Source organism: Pseudoalteromonas sp. CNAT2-18.1 (genome assembly GCF_022347865.1).
Lineage (GTDB): Bacteria > Pseudomonadota > Gammaproteobacteria > Enterobacterales > Alteromonadaceae > Pseudoalteromonas > Pseudoalteromonas ruthenica.
Genome location: NZ_JAKRFR010000007.1, coordinates 72,313 through 90,066, shown reverse-complemented (window position 1 = coordinate 90,066; position 17,754 = coordinate 72,313). Strand labels below are relative to the sequence as shown.

The window sequence follows — 17,754 nt, the reverse complement described above, 5'->3', positions numbered from 1 at the left end:
CGTTAAAAACGAACGCTAAGTACTTTTTTAACTCATTTTATTCACTTTTGTATGCTCTTAAACTGGCTCTATCAACATACTTTTGGAGTCTACTATGAACTATATTCGTCGCGCTGAGCAGCGAGGTCAGGTTAATCTAGGTTGGTTACAAAGCCAGCATAGCTTTTCATTCGGTCATTACTATGACCCTCAGCATATGGGCCTGTCCACCTTACGCGTTATTAACGAGGATAAGGTGGAACCGGGCCAAGGCTTTGCCACCCACGGCCACCGCGATATGGAAATCATTTCCTATGTCATTGAGGGCGCTTTAACCCATCAAGATAGCCAGGGCAACACTTTTACCCTCACTGCCGGCGAAGTACAACGAATGAGTGCCGGCAGCGGCATTATGCACAGCGAATATAACGCCTCGCAAAGCGAGCATGCGCATTTCCTACAAATTTGGATCCTGCCAAAGTTTAAAGGGATCACCCCTAGTTATGAGCAACGGCGCATACCACAGCAGGGGGCGATGACCCCGCTAGTGACGCCGCAAGGTGAAGGCAACACCCTAAGCATTAACCAGCAAACGCGCTTATCGCGGCTGATGCTCACCGCGCAGCAAAAGTTTCGCTTACAAAGCGGTACTAACCTTGGCTATGTGCATATTGTCAAAGGTGCATTAACAGCCGATGGCGCGCATTTTTCCAGCAGCGATGGATTTGCCTTGGAGCGCGAGCAAAGTATAGAGCTACAGGCTGAAAGCGCGCTAGAAGCATTGTATTTCGAGCTGCCTTAATGACCTTACTGACTCTTGCTGTTATCGCTTTGGTCGTGGTGCTGACCGGCATTTCCAAATCCGGATTTGCTGGCGCCCTCGGGGTGTTTGCTGTGCCTCTGTTACTGCTGGTGATGCCGGCGGTGGATGCTATCGCCCTGATGCTGCCAATTTTAATTGTTGCTGATGTATTGAGCTTAAAAAGCTACTGGCGTCAGTGGCGGGGGGATTTAATTACCCAGCTATTACCTGCGGTGATAGTGGGTGTAATTGTCGCGCAGTGGCTCATTACTGCGATCGATGGGCGCTGGTTAAGCGCGGCCATCGCCACTTTTAGTGCAGGTTTTGCCATTCGCAGCCTATTTTTTGCTAATACTCGTTATGCGTTGTTGGCCAGTCATTGGGGAGCGAAAGCAATGGGCCTGCTCTGTGGTTTAGCCAGCACCTTGGTTCATGCCGGCGGCCCACCACTGATTATGTACTTTAATGCTAAAGCACTGCCGCCCCACCACTATGTTGCCACCGCCGCTGCCCTGTTTGCACTGATGAATGGCGTAAAACTGATTGCCTTTAGCAGCCAAGGGTTGTTAACCCTCGATATCCTGCTGCTCGCCCTGGCTTTCTCCCCTTTAGCGCTAGTAGGTAATTGGCTGGGGGTCAAAATTCGGCAAAGATTCGACGCCCAGCGTTTTGTGCGGGTGATGAATGGGTTACTGCTGTTACTGACCACCGTGTTATTTATCAAGCTCATGCTCAGTTAACAAAGCCACAGCAATGCTGTGGCCTAATGTTATAGATACTTTAGCCACCACCGATGATGAGTGCGCTTGTAATCGCTAAACCACTTCACAGGCAAGTAAAGAGCCACGGCAAGCACCACAGCGATAAGCCATATCCAAGCAATGTGATTAACCCCCACATACTTGCCCTGGTTATTTCCCACCAGCCAATAAGCAGCTTGGTACAATACTAGCAACACGTACAAATGGACGACGTAAAAGAACATGGGTACCGAACCAAAGGTACGCAATATGTTGGTGACACTTCCCAGCGGCTTTTCAAAGACATAGAGGCCGACAAACATACCCGCCAGAGTAATGAGTAAAAAGCTCAAAGAGGGGGGATACTTAGTGATATTGAAAATCGACATGGTCGTTTGCATCGCCGAGTCGAAAGAATGCCAAGGCAATGTTTCACCATAAATATTGCCACCGCGTAACAAAGCAAAGAGCAACACACAGATTAACGCAAGCCCTAATAGCCAAGCCTGACGTCGTGGCATCGCGATGCCTTTGCCATACAGCGGTCCGGCACAATAACCAAGCAAGATTACGCCAATCCATGGTAGCACTGGATAGCTGACCTTCACATTGAGCCAACTTGTTTCCAAGATGTAGCCGCGATCATGCAGAATACGCCACAGCGTATACCCCCACTCATTTTCATTAAACTCGATGGGGGTGAGCATGTTATGAGTAAATACAATGGTTAAACCTAAGGTCAGCAACACCGGCATAGGTAGCTTGTGCAATATCGCCAGCACCAGCATACACAGGCCAATCGCCCACATAACCTGTAGCCATAGGGTATGGTAACTGCCCATCCACGAGTAGCTAATCAGGGTTACTTCAAGGGCTATAATAAAAAGCCCACGTTTGAGCAAAAACCCGGTGGCACTGCGTGGTTGGCCTTGCCTGGCGTGCTGATATAACCACGCCGACATGCCAGTTAAAAAGATAAATGCAGGCGCGCAAAAATGAGCGGCGAAACGACTCCAAAATAACCCCGGCGAAGTCGTTTCTATGACCATAGGGTCGCTCACTTGCATGTGTAAAAAGAAACGCTCACGCACGTGATCCACCAGCATTAGCAGAATCACCACACCGCGCATAATATCAATGCTATGAATACGCTTCTTTAGCTGCTCAGAAGTCATAACCGACACTCAGTTTAAACTGTGTTGGCGCACCCGGATACGCCCACATAGCATTGTAACTACTGGCAATATAGTGCTCATTAAAAATGTTATCGACATTCAGCGCCACCGATAGCTGCTGTGATGCAAACCATTTTGCGTATAGACCTACAAGTTGGTAGCTGGGAATACGAAAACTGAGATCGGCGGGGTCGCCCAAGCGGTCGGAGTTATACTTGTAATGAGCCCCTACTTTTATGTCTTGCTGCCACAGTGTCAGGGCATGGTTTATAGCCACAGCAGCATTATGCTTGGGTACGTTTACCAGCGGGCTGCCTTCGGGTATCGGTACTAACCAGTCAGCGTTAATTACGTCGTTGGCCGTTTTCGCATCAACATAGGCATAAGACAAGGTGTAATCGCTGTTACTACCGAGCGAGCCGGATAGATCAAGCTCAACGCCTCGGCTATTCGCCTCGCCTACCGGCGCTGAGTAACCGACATTGATTGGATCAGACACCAGCATGTTACTCTTGGTCGCATCAAACCACGCCAGCGTACCGCTAAGGTGTTCGGTACTAAATTTTATTCCGACCTCAAACGAGTCACTTTCCTCAAAGCCAAACGGCTTGCCGTTGGCATCGGTGCCACTGAGCGGTAAAAAGCCTTCTGAATAGCTGGCATATAAATTAATAGCGCTATTAACGTCGTAAACCACACCAAAGCGCGGGCTTATACGATTTTTAGTGCTTTTTGAAGCCACCCCAGACTTGGTTTCGAAAATATCTTGGGCTATTTCATCAAATCTGAGCCCGAGCATCACTTTGAGCGAATCACCTAGGTCGAGCTGATCTTGTACATAGATACCATAGGCATCTTGCTGTTCATTGTTCTCGTATTGCATGCTCACATCAGGGCCCGGCATAGAGTTATAATCAGGCTCGAATATATCTAGGGTATAGGTGCCGTAGCCACCCCGATACCGATATAGGCCCGTGCGCAACTCATAGTCATAACCATCCACACCGATCAGCACATGGTTAGTAATGCCGGCAACCTCAAAGTGGCCGCTTAGCTCGATACGTGCCGATAGATCATCAGACTTATAGTCGCGATAACGATGCTGACGCGTGAGAGTACGACCATCATCGTATACAGACTGTCTTGACGGCGACAATTCCGCATCAGAAGAATAACCCGTTAATGTACCCGTTCGATAACTGGCACCGACAAGCAGTGACCAATCGCTATTTAAATCATTATGATATTGCAGCTGGTGGCCGCGCGAATGTACCTTGGTAGGCGTATCGTTGGGGTTTCCTAAAAATCGCGACTCAGGCAGGGTTTCAATATCACCATTTAAAACCACAATACCGCGATCGTACATTTGCTGCTGATCAACATACTCAAACTCATAGGTCAGTGAAGAGTCATCCCCCACTTGGTAGTAAAGGGACGGCGTAATTGCGAACTTGTCATGGTGCACATAATCCCGGTAACTATCACTGTCTTGCCAAGCCCCGTTGATGCGAAAAGCAACATCGTCGTTAACTGCGTTCGTGTAATCTCCTTGCACACGCGTGTGATTGTCACTGCCTATCTCAGCTTGTAACTGTCCTTGCTGATAAAACTGTGGCTTTTTAGTAATAATATTAACTGTACCGCCCGGCTCTGAGCGCCCATATAATGCCGAGCCTGGCCCTTTAAGTACCTCAATATATTCAATATTGGATACGTCTCGCGGCCCAGCAAAGCCACGGCCACCGCTAAAACCATTGATAAGGTATCCCGAGGGCATATTTTCGTTGCCCGACAGGCCACGAATCGAATAGCTATCCCACAGCGCGCCACCATTATTTTTGCGCGAGATACTAGCAGAGAAATCAAGAGCATCACGAAAACGTGTAATGCCGTTATCGGAAATTAAGTCTTTGCCCAGTGTGGTAATTGATTGTGGCAACTCTTGTGCGGGAATATCACCGCGAAAAGCTTGCTTGTGCTCAACGGTAATCGTTTCTATGTCATTGTTTTGCTGTGCAAATGCCCAACTCGGCAAAGCCAGCACTAAAAGCGAAAGTGGATACTTCATAACATCACCCAAGTAGAATTTGTTATATCATAGCAAATGATATAAAGTAACAAAATACTTGTATGATAAATATGACTTATCGCGACCAACCGATGCAGTGATGGGCTAATTCTTATGGATAGGTTAAAGCGGCTCTACGCTACCCATCAGATAGCTAGTGCCAGGGAGTTTGGTTTTCTATATACAACAGGGCCAACATGTCTTCCTCATCGTCATCCATGCCCTGTTCAATGAATCCAAATTGGCTGTAAAACTGCTTCGCAACAGGGTTGGAGGGGTTATAGCAAATTTCAATTTCTGTGATCTGTGGCTGTTCTTTAATTTCGGCAATGGCCAACGTTAAGGCATAACGGCCATACCCTTGGCGCTGATAGCGCTCGTCAATCATAAACCGCCAGATTGATACCTTGTGCGCACTTTCCTGTACCCACATAAAGAACCCGATAGGCTGCTCACCCAAGTAAATTGCCCGGGTGCTATAGCCGCTATTAAATTGCGCTTCAACTAAGGACCACATATTACAGGCCACATAATCTTGTTGCTGCTCACTTACATCAAGGTCACATACGGCCTCATAGTTGCCTTTAGTAATCGCGCGCAACGACAAACTTATTGCTCCCATGTTGCGACCCTCTTTTTAGCGTTGGCGATAGTTTGAGCGTAATTTGCAGGGATGGGCATCACTTTAAATGGGCTGACATTAGCGCCACCAGTATTCCCCCTAGGCACCCAACCCAAGGCGGTTTTGCTGGCGGCCCCGAGAACTCTTACCAATTGCCCTGTGAATTCTGGTAAAACGCGGTTACACCACGCCCAACGTAACATCAACATATGCACATAAGTATGCCAATAGGTGGACTCTTGCCCCAATACATGGGCATTTTGCAAATGAAAAAACTGTTTATTGGGGTCGTTGGCATGCTGGGCTTGGCGTGCATACACCAACTCACGTAATACACTAAACCGAATGGCTTGACTAAAGGTCATGGACGCTCTTAAAAGTGAACAAACTTTCATCTAGCATACTACTTAGAGTTAGCTCCAAGGCAAGCATTAAATGGTGACTTCTTAATCGCTGAGCTGTACTCGCAATTGTTTTAAGGTATGTTGGCTAAACACACTCACGTGATTTGCTCGTAGCAGTGCACTCACGACCCCTTGCCCCGGCACCTTGCGAGCACCAAACTCGCCATTGTAAATGGTATTGCTACCACAGGAAGGGCTCGATTCTGTTAACACCGCATAGCGAATGTCGTGCTGTTTGCACAATGCTAGTGCCTGGCGAGCGCCTTGCAAAAACACCGCTGTGACATCCTCACCATCTGCGGTCACTATTTTAGCGCGCCCTGCGAGCACATCATCGCCATCACCCCCTACAATTTCTGCTGCCGCTCTGGGAATCGGCAAGCCCGCAGCAACCTCTGGGCACAATGGCATGATATGACAATGGCTACGCAGCCATTGCATATGTTCGCACTCTGCACTTACGCAGGTGGCGTTATAACGCACTTTACTGCCCAACAGGCAGGCACTCACTAAAACTGGGGTCATCACGATAATAAATGGCTGATATCAGCCAGTAACTTAGCGAAAATATCAGCGCTCGGCTAGTAAGGCGCTGTAATGACCCGTAATGGTTAATAATTTTCAGGGTGTTGTACTAATGGCATGCTTTTTCGGCTTTTTTTACTATGTGTCAGAATCATCAACTCAGCGGACAAGTAGCCGCATTTGCGCAGCTCTCGCTCTGTTTTTCGCCGTTGGATATTCTCAATTCATTGCCTGAGTTAACAACTCTGCCTTGGGTTCCTCATGTAAATACCCAACATTATCAGGGCCAGTGGGATGTTGTTCCGTTACGTTGCCAAGCCCACCATAAAAGCGCCCATGAGATCTTACAAAGCTTTAGTATTGACCAAGGCGAACATTGGACCAACTTAGCGTTATTACAAAACAGTCATGCGCTTGTTGAGGTGTTGGCGAGTCTGCCTTGTCCGGTAAAAGCTGTGCGACTCATGCGCTTACGAGCCGGCGCGGAAATAAAACCCCATCAAGACCCAGGGCTCGCACTGGAATTCGGCGAGGCCAGATTACACTTGCCATTGCGTAGCGACGAGCACCTTATATTCAACGTAGCTGATCATCGTGTGCCGATGCAGTGCGGAGAGCTTTGGTATCTCAATGCCAACATGACACATAGCGTGCACAACCGCAGTACTGAAGACCGCATCAATGTGGTGATCGACTGCCAAAGTAACGCCTGGCTTACTCACCAAGTTTATAACAGTGCTAATTGCCTATGGGTGTAAGCGTCATCGCGAAACCAGTGTTGCATAACGGGAAACCCCTGTGGTTGCTCGGGTGCAAGACACATAAACCAACTATAAAGTAGCGGCACACCCGGGCCTGGGTTAGTGCTAAAGGCAGTAATTAAGTTAGCGGCAGCGCCGCGATAGCCGTGTTCGTGAAACACGACACTAGGCGGCAGACCTATCGCTTGAAGTGCTGCCCACGACCACGCCATTGCCGCCATTTCTTCGCCGCCTTGGTGCCCCCATTGTTTAACATCACCGCTGAGTGTGGCGCGGTGATGCCAGTCTGTAACCGCTAAGTGCCCAGCCTCATGGAGTAAATCCCCTTCATGGGCTAAGCGCTTTTTATCAATCACTAATATCCCTTGATGAATATTGATACCCGGAAGAAAGCTCTCTTCAGTCACTGGAGCAAAGCGATAAGGCAGCTCGATATCATCGAAGAACTGCAAAATAGCAGGCAAGTGAGTGTGCACCATGATCACCTCGTCAGCTGTTGTGATACTTGCAGCTTACAGCGGCGACACTCACGCTTGCTATTACAGGCCATTACCCGGCTTTTGAGCTTAATGCCGCGTAGAGAGTGTCTAAATGTTTCACTAAGTCGAGGCCTAAATCGGTTAAATACCCCCCATCGGGACTATCGGTAATGCCTTTATCGAACAATCGCTGCGCTGCATCACGCAACGTTGCATCAGCATCACTGTGTACCTTTATGCCCTGCATGTGGCTAGCACGTGGAAACTTTGCCAACAGCTCCATTTCATCAATCATGGTTTTATTTATGCGCACGGTGATTCCTTATAATTGTTGTTGCTATCACTTTAATGCTAGTTGAAGATCAAATTTATGCCGCTTTTTTAAAGTACTTTATTTCTTGCTAAGTAGATGAAAGTAAATGCTTTACAAGGGCAACTAATGCGCCCATATTAAGGCCATAAAAGCCAAGATGGCGGAGGAACAATGTTGCTTGCAATAACAGCGATTGTAGCTGGTTTTATACTACTGGTTTACAGTGCCGGACGCTTTGTAGACGGCGCTGCGGCCACAGCGGCACACGCAGGGTTACCCACTATTTTGATCGGTATGCTTATTGTCGGGTTTGGCACATCCGCACCGGAAATGGTTGTCTCGGCGATGGCTGCGAGCGATGGCAATCCGGCGCTAGCACTAGGCAACGCTCTTGGCTCAAACATTGTCAATATTGGCCTAATTTTAGGGGTCACTGCACTGATTGCTCCCATCACAGTGCACTCGAATATTGTTCGCAAAGAGCTACCACTGCTTTTGGCTGTGGTGTTGCTGTGTGGCTATTTGCTCTACGATGGTCAATTGACCACATTCGATGCCACCTTGCTGCTTGGTGGCTTTGTTAGCGTGGTGGCATGGTCAATATATTCAGGCCTGCGCCACCACAACGATCCACTGGCAAACGACACCGAGCAGGGTGTTACCAGCCAAAGCATGGGGTTAAAAAGCGCACTGTTTTGGTTAGTGTGTGGCTTAGTGGTACTGGTGCTAAGTTCACGCATATTAGTGTGGGGTGCGGTGCAAGTCGCCTCAGCATTGGGAGTCAGTGATTTAGTCATTGGCCTGACTATTGTCGCTTTGGGCACTTCACTACCAGAGTTAGCTGCGTCTATTATTGCGGCAAAAAAAGGCGAGCATGATATCGCCATTGGCAACGTGGTGGGCTCGAACATGTTTAATATTCTTGCCGTTATTGGTATTGCTGGAGCGATTGAACCCTTCGGCCTTGGCGCAGATATTTTTTATCGTGATTGGGGAGTGATGCTGGTGTTAACGCTTGCTTTGCTGGTCATGGCCTATGGCATCGGCCGTCAAGGCCGTATCAACCGGGCAGAAGGGGGGCTATTGCTCAGCGGTTATCTCGCCTACAACGGCTACTTGCTGTGGACCTTAGTGTAAACGCGAGTGCGGGCAAACCCACTCTCTAATCATTGAACACCTTAGTTAAGGACAACCTATGCAATATAAGAAAACATATTATGCAATTAAGGCACTTGCTGTTTTATCTTTTGCTGCCATTGCTTTTACATATTGGGGAGCCGGTCTGGCTCTGTTATTGCTGCTATCGCCCTATGCTATCTTGTATTTTTTGGCCAACAGTCACAGCTATCGCAATACAAAATTAGCCGTGATGCGAGCCACGCCGGCGATATTCAGCTTTTTCATCATGCTGGGATTAGTGTTTGGGATTCAATCAGACCCACAGTCAGGTATCGGCGTTATGCTAGGCGTAACGGCGCAATTGGCCTCCATTAGCCTCGCCGAGTTAATCATTCTATTTTTCTTGCGAACGCCAGAATACGCACCTTAATCTGTGCGATAAACGCATAACTGTTATCCTTTGATAAAGTGTGCGCTTTAATCAAGTACTGCCCAGGTGATGCAGATGCAACACGCCAACGCCTCTGCCCACCACAGCCAGCAGGTACTCACTGGCTTTGACGTCGCCCTAGGCAACTAGGGCAATGACTGTTAACTCTGTGGGCACGCAGGGTGTTCTAAAAGCACTTGCGTGACAATTTGCCCAAACAGCGCTTGCTGCTGCTGGTCTAGCTGAAGCGCCGGATTATAAGGAATGGCGTCCGCCAATTCGCCAGTAATGATCTCATAAAAGGTCATTGCAGTGAGCACCTTCCCTGCATAAGATGCATGATTACCATCTGCATGATGTAGCTCAACCGTTGGCATAACGTCTAATACACGGTTCCAAACCAAGCCTACGGGCGCGACACAGCTAAGCTCTTGTTGGCTAATTGATTGATGTAAATTGTATACCCGCTCTGCCTCAGATGGGTCACCACGTTGTGGGTGCTCTGGAAATAATATCGGTGTGATGTTGTTTGATTTAGCCTTTGCGATTAAACGCTCAGTTGCGTGCGTTGGATAGTCGGTTGCGCCGGACTGAGAGTACTTTTGCCCTTGAAATATGGCGTGGCTCCAAGTGCTTTTTTCTAATTGCTCTACGTTTGCAGTAACCGCAGCAATTTCATCTAAAAACCGCCCACTAATTGTTACCGTTTCAATCGTTTTATTTGGAAGTTGGTCACTGATCAGTGTTTCAATGATTGAACCTAATTGTGAGCTATGACTGTTACCATAAATAACCAACCGATAGTCAGCAACAGCACTATTATCAACGATGTTACCTGTCGGTGTTGGTGTCAGTTGCTTCGGCTCATCATTTTTTGTGCCAGAGCCACAGGCCGTTAGGTTTAGCCCTATAAAGGCTATGAAGGATATCGCTAAAGGTTTTATCGACATGATCACCTCCCTGTTACATTGCGCAAAAGCGCATAGACGATAGATATATGATTCTTTTCGAAAATACACACATTAGTAGGCAACTGCAACAGTAAAAAAGAACAAATAATGTGCAGCGCCAGATAAAAGAATCAAAGGTTTACTATAATAATTAAGCGCGATAAAAACCCATAATGGCAATAACTTACATTATTTGATATTAATAAATCAGCGACCAAAGTAAACTTATCATCATTTTAGTCAGTGGAGGTTTTGTGCGCAGTTTTGAAAGTCACGGAGGTCATATGTCTCAACGGGAAAAGGTTACAACATGGTTAATGTTAGTGATTTCATTCGCTGTATTTATTGCTGCAACATATATAATTGGTTCGCTTATTGGCAGTCTATTTATCACCGCAACGGTTGAGTTATCAATTCTGCAAATCGGCATTATTTGTGGGGGGATCACAGCAATATCAGTATTTATACGTTGCGTGAAAAAGTTAAAAAATCATGCTGAATTAGCTCGCACTTCTAGGTCATAACAGAGGAAGCTTAGAGCAAGCGTCAGACGGCCACTCCCACCAAAACCACAGTGATACACCCATAATCGTTGAGTTTCTCCCATAGTCAGGAAAACGACCCTCAGGGTCGTTTTTGTCGAGTCTACGGTTAAAGCTATGTCGCGTAACTTCAACGCTAGTAAGTATTTCCTAAATTTGCTATCAATGGTCTAAAGACTAAAACGAGACAGGTTGCGGCAGAAAAACGACCCAATTGCTCGATATTAAATTGTTAGGGCTCCAAGGAAAATTAGGATGAAAGACGAAAATAAGAGTTTAGATTTGCTTGGAATAAAGCCGGTGGCTGACTCTGTAAATACTGTGACAAAAGGAACCGTTGATGGCGCATCCGCGTTTCTAAGTAGAATATGCTTGCCAGCCGCCGAGGAGTTTGGACTTCTGCTACGTGATAAAGTTAGTGCATGGCGCTCAAAGAATGCTATAGCAATAGCAAACAAAGCTCAAAAACTTCTCGAAGATCAAGTGCAGGACATCGTTTTAAGCGCTCACCCCAGAATAATCTACTCTACTATAGAAAACGGTTCGTGGGCTGAAGATGACTTTATGCAAAATCTATGGGCTGGGCTCTTGGCATCATCTTGCACTTCTGATGGCAAGGACGAGAGCAATCTTATTCTTATAGGTCTTTTATCTCAGCTAACCTCTAGCCAAGCAAAAATAATTACTCATATTTGCTCAATAGCTAAAACTTACAAAAGTAAAAGCGGTTTTATCGCGTGTGACTTTGTTTATTTAGAGGCAGATGAATTAATAAAAATATCGGGCATAACTGATCTCCATCAGCTAGATCGAGAGTTAGATCATCTTCGGGGGCTTGAACTAATCAATAGTGGGTTTCACCCTGATCATCTTAGAGCTGATGTAACACCTCATGCATTGTGCTTGCAGCTATTTGTAAGAGCACAAGGCTATGTGGGATCGCCTATTGACTATTTTGGTGCGGTGGAGAAAAGCCCTAACAAATCAAGTAACTCGGACGCTGCAAGCAGCGCCGGTTCTTGAGGCGTTATGTGACTAGGGAAGTTCAGTGTTTCTGGAGTACGAATTTTATTTCTGGATTTTATGGTGTTTAGTTACCTTTTTCTCTGCGAAAAGGTTCGGTTATCTTGGTCTGTTTATCGCCCATTTAATTGTCCTCTTATCCATTGCTATTAGTGATATTCATTTAATGTCAGAGTTTATGAAAAAGCCAGAGTGGGATGGTACTCCTGATATGGATATATTGTTTTTCCTAGGGATAATTTTTAGAGTAATTATCATTAATACATGTCTTTTACCAATAGGGCTTATAGGCAAGCATTTAGGTAAAAGAGTTAAAGTCACATAACAAATTAATTAAACCGTGGACGCAAAACAGTAGGCTTGCGCTCCTTCGTCGCTTATTTTAGCCTACTATTTTTCGCCGTTTATTAAGGCGTTAGGTGTTTTAAGGCATGGATGACTTTCCTGAGCAATACGAACTATTAGGATTCTTTGAGTCTGAACCTGAATTCACTGATAATATTGATGAAGTCCCGTTTTATTACAACAGAATGACTTACAGTACCAGTAGAGGTTCAGATGCCATCTATTGTGTTATTGAATTAGCAAGTGGATTGTTAAATTTGGTCTGGGAAAAAAGTGGTATTTTAGTTTCATCATTACATCTAGAGGAAATCACTTCCTTAATAGTTACCAGTAAAAATGGCGAAGATAAACTTATTGCTAAGTTTGGTGAGTCTAGTGGCTTACTAGATTTTGAGCTTCAATTAAAACCTAGTGTCCACGTAAAATGGGGCAATGAAAGATTGATGTAAAAAAACACCTAACAAGCCATTTCAGTGCGGGACTTTTAACAGTTGGCTTTCCTCACTGCGTTCGTTATTTTAGCCAACAATTAAAAGCCCCTGAATGGCGCGTTAGGTGTTGCATGAGAATTTTGCCAATTTTATTAATGTTAGGCTTTTCAGTTTCTAACTCTTCTACTGCCGCAGAATGTCCAGTGAAATGTGATACAGAACACATGTACTCTATCTTTTTCCATACCGCTTATAAACCAAACCCCGAAGAGCCAGGAACATATATCTATCAAATTCCTGAAAAATCTAAAGGTAATATTGCTTGGGCGTGTCTGGAAAAAGCGGCTAACTTAAAAAACTGCTCAGCAATTCGATCAATGGAAATGTATTATAAACATGGCGTTGGGCTTAAAACTTTTGGTATTGCCGCTAACTCTGAAAAGGCTGACTTTTATACTAGCCAACGAGTAGAGTACTGCGATAATAACACCTAACAAGGCAATTATGTGTGGGACGTCTAAAGCTTGGGTGACTAATGGTTGAATGGCGGTTAATGGCACTGCGCTGACCGTTGGGCTAACTACTAATAACCGTTCGCTCTAACACTTTATGCCATTGCAACAAAAAAGGCGCTTGCGCGCCTTTTTCAATTTCTTCTTATTCCACCGTTACCGATTTGGCTAGGTTTCGGGGTTGGTCAACGTCGGTGCCTTTAATAACCGCAACGTAGTACGAAAGCAATTGCAGTGGAATAGTATAAACCACTGGGGCAATGATGTTTTCCACATGGTTTACATTGATTACGCGCATGGTCTCGTCCGATGCAAAGTGTGAGTCCTTATCGGCAAACACGTAAATGATACCGCCACGGGCACGCACTTCCTCTACATTCGATTTCAGCTTTTCGAGCAACTCGTTATTCGGCGCCACGACGATGATCGGCATATCGGCGTCAATCAAGGCTAATGGGCCATGTTTGAGCTCACCCGCAGCATAGGCTTCGGCGTGAATGTAAGAGATCTCTTTGAGTTTCAATGCCCCTTCCATAGCAATAGGATACTGCGAGCCACGACCCAAGAATAACGAGTGGTGTTTGTCGGCGAACTCTTCCGCTAACTCCTCAATGCCTTCGGCTAGGGTCAACGCTTCTTCGAGCTTGTTAGGCAAGGTCTTAATTGCACTTACAATAGCACGTTGATTAAGGCCTTTTTCTTGGGCGATAGACGCCGTTAGCATCAATAAGCCAACTAACTGAGTAGTAAAGGCTTTTGTTGAAGCCACGCCAATTTCAGCCCCTGCTTTGGTCATAAAGGCTAGATCAGACTCGCGTACCAGCGATGAGCCCGGCACGTTACAAATGGTCATCGACGCCATGTACCCCTGCTCTTTAGCCAAACGCAAGGCAGCCAAGGTATCAGCCGTTTCACCCGATTGGGAAATCGTTACTAATAGGCTGTTTTCGTGCACAAACGACTCGCGATAGCGGAATTCTGAGGCAATTTCGACATTACAGCTGACGCCGGCAAACTGCTCTAGCCAGTAACGCGCGACCATTCCCGAGTGATACGAGGTACCACAGGCGATAATTTGCACATGTTTTACGTCTTTAAAAATTTGCGTTGCGCCCTCACCAAAGGCATCAACACTAACGCGCTCATCGTGTAAACGACCATCCAAGGTATTACGCACTGCCAATGGCTGCTCGTAAATTTCCTTCAGCATATAATGGCGATAGTCGCCCTTGCCAGAGGCGTCTTGAGTAATGTTAGACTCCACCACTTCACGCTCAACACTGTGACCGTTGCTATCGAATATTTCCACACTATCGCGGGTAATACGAGCCACATCGCCCTCTTCTAGGAAGATAAAGCTACGAGTTACAGGTAATAGTGCAAGCTGATCAGAGGCAATAAAGTTCTCGCCGAGTCCTAAGCCGATAACTAGCGGGCTTCCTGAGCGCGCAACAATCACTTCATTATCGTTGGCTTTATCAAATACCACCGTGCCATAGGCACCTTCTAGTTGCTTCACCGCCGCTTGTACGGCACTGAGCAAGGAGTTGTGCTGTTGGCGCAATTGATGGATAAGGTGCACCATAACTTCGGTATCTGTTTGCGATACAAACTCGTAGCCATCGCCTTGTAGCGCTTCGCGCAAACTGGCATGGTTTTCGATAATGCCGTTATGAACCAGTGCTAATTCATTGTTAGAGACATGCGGGTGGGCATTAGCTTCGGTAACGCCACCATGGGTCGCCCAGCGAGTGTGGGCAATGCCCGTTGTGCCGGAAACATTGGCTTCATTGAGCGCACTTTCCAACGCCGCCACCTTACCCACAGCTTTAACGCAATTTAAGGTGCTTTGTTGCGATAGCGCTACGCCTGCTGAATCGTAGCCACGGTATTCAAGGCGCTTAAGGCCCTCAATTAAAATTCGGTTCACAGGGCGTTCGGCAACAGCCCCTACTATTCCACACATAGATTCTCCATTTGCACAGTATGTGTTGTTAAAAAGCCCGATGTTGTCGGTCGGGTTATGTGTTTATACCTTGGCACAAATTAAATGTACGCCATGCGCGCTGATCTCTTGGCGCAAGTCTGCAGCCAAGGTGTTGTCGGTGATCAAAGTGCTGACCTTGTGCCAAGGCAGTTCTAAATTTGGGATACGGCGGCCTATCTTGTCAGACTCCACCATCACCACCACTTCACGGGCCGCTTCAGCCATCACTTGGCTTAGGCCGATAAGTTCGTTGAAAGTAGTGGTTCCACGGGAAACATCGATGCCATCAGCACCGATAAATAAAGTGTCGAAATCATATGAGCGCAATACCTGCTCTGCTACTTGCCCTTGAAAAGACTCTGAATGTGGATCCCAGGTACCACCGGTCATCAATAAGGTCGGCTCGTTCTCTAACGCCAGCAAACGATTAGCAACATTAATGGCATTGGTCATCACCACTAGGCCTCGTTTGCTCGCCAGTTCAGGGATCAAGGCGGCGGTGGTGCGCCCGCTATCGATGATAATGCGGTGATGATCTTTAATAAGCTGAGCGGCTGCCTTGGCAATAGCGCGTTTACGGGCTGAATCTTGCGGCTCTTCACTGGCAACGATTTCATTGGGTAAGGCAATCGCGCCACCGTATCGGCGTAGCAAGAGGCCGTTTTTTTCAAGTGTTGCTAAATCCTTTCGAATCGTAACTTCTGATGTTTGCAGCTGCTCCGCTAACGCCTCTACTGAGACTTCACCCACTTCATTAACTTGGCTAAGAATAGTATGGCGGCGTTGCTGGGTATTGCGCTTAGTCATTCAGTTACACTTAAGTTTCGATTCGAAAGATAAAACATTATAGTCGAAACTTTATGTTAAGCTCAATGCACAAATGGTATGCGCACAAAAATAGTCGCAAAACCCTTAATTACGGCTTAAGCACAATCAGTGAGTGATCAACACTGATACGAGCAACGTAATAATTTCATTACTTAATTTGCGCTTGCTCTCGCCAGCGCCTAGCCTAAAACAACGGAGTGTTTAATAAAGGAAGTTCAACTTGGTTAAATCCTCATCATTGTTCATATCGCTGTTTATTATTCTCACCGTTGAGTCGCTGGCACTGGGTCTGTATTACGACAACATCGGGCAAGGCTTAGTCATCAGCTTTATTATCGCTTCTTTACCCATATACCTGCTTAAAAGTGCCCCGCAGAGCCGGCTGACACATCATGTGAGTGCTGCCGCATTGATGATGTTCTCATTTTTGCATATTCACCAAGCCTACGGCCTGATTGAAGTGCATTTTGAGATTTTTATCTTTATGGCGATTTTGGTCATTTTTAAAAACTGGCGCATTTTTATCACCGCACTTTTATTAGTCGCTGCGCATCACATCAGTTTTTACTTTATGCAAACGGGCGATGTGGGCGTTTACGTATTCGACCCACAAAGACTCGCCTTTAGTACCGTGCTTATCCACGCTGTATACGCCACAGCAGAAGCACTCATTGCTGCTTATATCGCACACATGTTGTATCAGGAATATCAAGGTGGAAAAGCGCTGGAGTCTGCCATAGAGAAGATAGCCCGCGACCCAATGAAGCTAGACCTTTCTGTGCGTGTTGATGCGAAAGGTAGCAATGCACTGGCACAATTCAATACTCTACTCGATCAACTCAGTAGCGTTGTTGATTCGGTCCATAAAGAGCAGCAAGCGCTTATTCAAGGCGCCACCAAGGTGGCTGAGCTACAACAATTACTCACCCAAAACGCCGAACATAAGCAAACGCAAAATAACCTGATTTCTCAAGCAGGAGAGCAAGTGAGTGATGGCTTTAGCCAGGTTCAAAGCCAAAGCGAGCACGTGGCCGATCAATACGCGATGATCTCAACGCAACTGCAAGGTGCCATGAAAGAAGTCCATGAGACCGATGCACAAAGCCATGCTTTAGCGCAAATGCTCGACACCACGCAGCAGCAGTTAAAGGATTTGGAGTCTAGCTGTGCGCTTATCTCTAACCTGCTCAATGACATAAATGCCATTGCCGAGCAAACCAATCTATTAGCATTGAATGCCGCTATAGAGGCAGCCCGGGCGGGCGAACAAGGCCGAGGCTTCGCGGTAGTCGCCGATGAAGTAAGATCGCTTGCCAATACCTCAAAACAAGCCACCGACAAAATAGCGCATACGCTTAAAGAGCTGGTCGCTAACAGCGATAAATCGACCACCTCCATGGGGCACTGTATTGATAAAGTGAATATTGTCGAGCAACTGAGTTCCTCAGTCCTAGAGGCTATCTCAGCGGTGGAACAAACCATGATAGTGATTAAGGATGATTCTGATAATGTTAAAGAAATTGTTTTGCAGCAAGCCAGCAATACTCAGCAAATAGCCCAGCAAAGCGTTCATGTTCGCGAACTATCAGAAAAAGACAGTATCAACATCCATCAGCTTGATGAGCAGGTGGCCAACATGCTCAATGCTTTAGATGGTTTGAAGGCTCAGGTATCTCGTTTTGTCCAGCGCTAACAAACAAATATTGAAGTTGGTTATCA

20 protein-coding genes are annotated in these 17,754 nt (G+C 46.5%); 10 read left to right on the top strand and 10 right to left on the bottom strand.

Annotation, left to right across the window (positions count from 1 at the left end; genetic code table 11):
- Positions 1-94 precede the first annotated feature (94 nt).
- On the top strand, positions 95-781 hold the full coding sequence (locus MHM94_RS16050) for a pirin family protein (RefSeq protein WP_235420017.1): 687 nt from the start codon (positions 95-97) through the stop codon (positions 779-781).
- The gene (locus MHM94_RS16045; RefSeq protein WP_235420018.1) at positions 781-1,521 is read left to right on the top strand and encodes a sulfite exporter TauE/SafE family protein; all 741 of its coding nucleotides are present in this window, start codon (positions 781-783) and stop codon (positions 1,519-1,521) included. Before MHM94_RS16050 ends, MHM94_RS16045 begins: the two co-directional genes overlap by 1 nt.
- Before the next feature lie 29 nt (positions 1,522-1,550).
- Here the strand turns inward: MHM94_RS16045 and MHM94_RS16040 are convergent, their stop codons facing one another.
- From MHM94_RS16040 to MHM94_RS16020, 5 genes are all read right to left on the bottom strand, one after another.
- Positions 1,551-2,696 (bottom strand): heparan-alpha-glucosaminide N-acetyltransferase domain-containing protein, encoded by a 1,146-nt coding sequence (locus tag MHM94_RS16040; RefSeq protein ID WP_235420019.1) that lies wholly within the window; start codon positions 2,694-2,696, stop codon positions 1,551-1,553.
- Positions 2,686-4,764, bottom strand: coding sequence for a TonB-dependent siderophore receptor (locus MHM94_RS16035; RefSeq protein ID WP_235420020.1), 2,079 nt, complete (start codon positions 4,762-4,764; stop codon positions 2,686-2,688). Before MHM94_RS16035 ends, MHM94_RS16040 begins: the two co-directional genes overlap by 11 nt.
- Positions 4,765-4,918: 154 nt before the next feature.
- The gene (locus MHM94_RS16030) at positions 4,919-5,377 is read right to left on the bottom strand and encodes a GNAT family N-acetyltransferase (RefSeq protein WP_026111105.1); all 459 of its coding nucleotides are present in this window, start codon (positions 5,375-5,377) and stop codon (positions 4,919-4,921) included.
- Positions 5,374-5,751 carry a DUF3703 domain-containing protein gene (locus MHM94_RS16025; protein ID WP_235420021.1) on the bottom strand — a complete coding sequence of 126 codons (378 nt, stop codon included), beginning with the start codon at positions 5,749-5,751 and terminating at the stop codon, positions 5,374-5,376. The genes MHM94_RS16030 and MHM94_RS16025 overlap by 4 nt, the downstream gene beginning before the upstream one ends.
- 81 nt (positions 5,752-5,832) lie before the next feature.
- Positions 5,833-6,315, bottom strand: coding sequence for a DUF523 domain-containing protein (locus MHM94_RS16020; protein WP_151173767.1), 483 nt, complete (start codon positions 6,313-6,315; stop codon positions 5,833-5,835).
- Positions 6,316-6,455: 140 nt separating this feature from the next.
- Between MHM94_RS16020 and MHM94_RS16015 the strand changes: the two genes are divergently transcribed.
- Entirely contained in the window at positions 6,456-7,073 is a 618-nt protein-coding gene (locus MHM94_RS16015; RefSeq protein WP_235420022.1) for an aspartyl/asparaginyl beta-hydroxylase domain-containing protein, read from the top strand.
- On the opposite strand, the gene MHM94_RS16010 is transcribed toward MHM94_RS16015, so the two are convergent.
- Both MHM94_RS16010 and MHM94_RS16005 read right to left on the bottom strand, forming a co-directional pair.
- Positions 7,043-7,555 carry a hypothetical protein gene (locus MHM94_RS16010; protein ID WP_235420023.1) on the bottom strand — a complete coding sequence of 171 codons (513 nt, stop codon included), beginning with the start codon at positions 7,553-7,555 and terminating at the stop codon, positions 7,043-7,045. The two genes, MHM94_RS16015 and MHM94_RS16010, sit on opposite strands and share 31 nt — an antisense overlap.
- Positions 7,556-7,625: 70 nt before the next feature.
- The gene (locus tag MHM94_RS16005; protein WP_022944921.1) at positions 7,626-7,868 is read right to left on the bottom strand and encodes a TIGR02647 family protein; all 243 of its coding nucleotides are present in this window, start codon (positions 7,866-7,868) and stop codon (positions 7,626-7,628) included.
- A 171-nt stretch (positions 7,869-8,039) separates the two neighbouring features.
- On the opposite strand from MHM94_RS16005, the gene MHM94_RS16000 reads away from it, so the two are divergent.
- Both MHM94_RS16000 and MHM94_RS15995 read left to right on the top strand, forming a co-directional pair.
- Complete coding sequence (locus MHM94_RS16000; RefSeq protein WP_022944918.1) at positions 8,040-9,005, top strand: calcium/sodium antiporter; 966 nt, start codon at positions 8,040-8,042, stop codon at positions 9,003-9,005.
- A 58-nt stretch (positions 9,006-9,063) separates the two neighbouring features.
- On the top strand, positions 9,064-9,417 hold the full coding sequence (locus MHM94_RS15995) for a hypothetical protein (RefSeq protein WP_130146709.1): 354 nt from the start codon (positions 9,064-9,066) through the stop codon (positions 9,415-9,417).
- A gap of 161 nt (positions 9,418-9,578) precedes the next feature.
- Here the strand turns inward: MHM94_RS15995 and MHM94_RS15990 are convergent, their stop codons facing one another.
- Positions 9,579-10,367, bottom strand: coding sequence for a hypothetical protein (locus MHM94_RS15990; RefSeq protein WP_151173656.1), 789 nt, complete (start codon positions 10,365-10,367; stop codon positions 9,579-9,581).
- A 284-nt stretch (positions 10,368-10,651) separates the two neighbouring features.
- On the opposite strand from MHM94_RS15990, the gene MHM94_RS15985 reads away from it, so the two are divergent.
- The 4 genes from MHM94_RS15985 to MHM94_RS15970 all read left to right on the top strand — a co-directional run bounded on the left by MHM94_RS15985 (position 10,652) and on the right by MHM94_RS15970 (position 13,202).
- Positions 10,652-10,891: a hypothetical protein gene (locus tag MHM94_RS15985; RefSeq protein ID WP_235420024.1), complete on the top strand. Its 240-nt coding sequence runs from the start codon at positions 10,652-10,654 to the stop codon at positions 10,889-10,891.
- 273 nt (positions 10,892-11,164) lie between these two features.
- Positions 11,165-11,932: an Abi-alpha family protein gene (locus tag MHM94_RS15980; protein WP_235420025.1), complete on the top strand. Its 768-nt coding sequence runs from the start codon at positions 11,165-11,167 to the stop codon at positions 11,930-11,932.
- A gap of 431 nt (positions 11,933-12,363) precedes the next feature.
- Positions 12,364-12,726: a hypothetical protein gene (locus tag MHM94_RS15975; RefSeq protein ID WP_235420026.1), complete on the top strand. Its 363-nt coding sequence runs from the start codon at positions 12,364-12,366 to the stop codon at positions 12,724-12,726.
- Positions 12,727-12,839: 113 nt separating this feature from the next.
- Positions 12,840-13,202, top strand: coding sequence for a hypothetical protein (locus tag MHM94_RS15970; protein ID WP_235420027.1), 363 nt, complete (start codon positions 12,840-12,842; stop codon positions 13,200-13,202).
- 163 nt (positions 13,203-13,365) lie between these two features.
- Here MHM94_RS15970 and glmS read toward each other — a convergent pair whose 3' ends face one another.
- Both glmS and MHM94_RS15960 read right to left on the bottom strand, forming a co-directional pair.
- Positions 13,366-15,186, bottom strand: coding sequence for a glutamine--fructose-6-phosphate transaminase (isomerizing) (gene glmS, locus MHM94_RS15965; protein WP_235420028.1), 1,821 nt, complete (start codon positions 15,184-15,186; stop codon positions 13,366-13,368).
- Between the two features lie 63 nt (positions 15,187-15,249).
- Positions 15,250-16,014 carry a DeoR family transcriptional regulator gene (locus tag MHM94_RS15960; protein WP_022944907.1) on the bottom strand — a complete coding sequence of 255 codons (765 nt, stop codon included), beginning with the start codon at positions 16,012-16,014 and terminating at the stop codon, positions 15,250-15,252.
- Positions 16,015-16,255: 241 nt separating this feature from the next.
- On the opposite strand from MHM94_RS15960, the gene MHM94_RS15955 reads away from it, so the two are divergent.
- A complete protein-coding gene (locus MHM94_RS15955) occupies positions 16,256-17,728 on the top strand; it encodes a methyl-accepting chemotaxis protein (protein ID WP_235420029.1) in 1,473 nt (490 codons plus the stop codon).
- Positions 17,729-17,754: the final 26 nt, after the last annotated feature.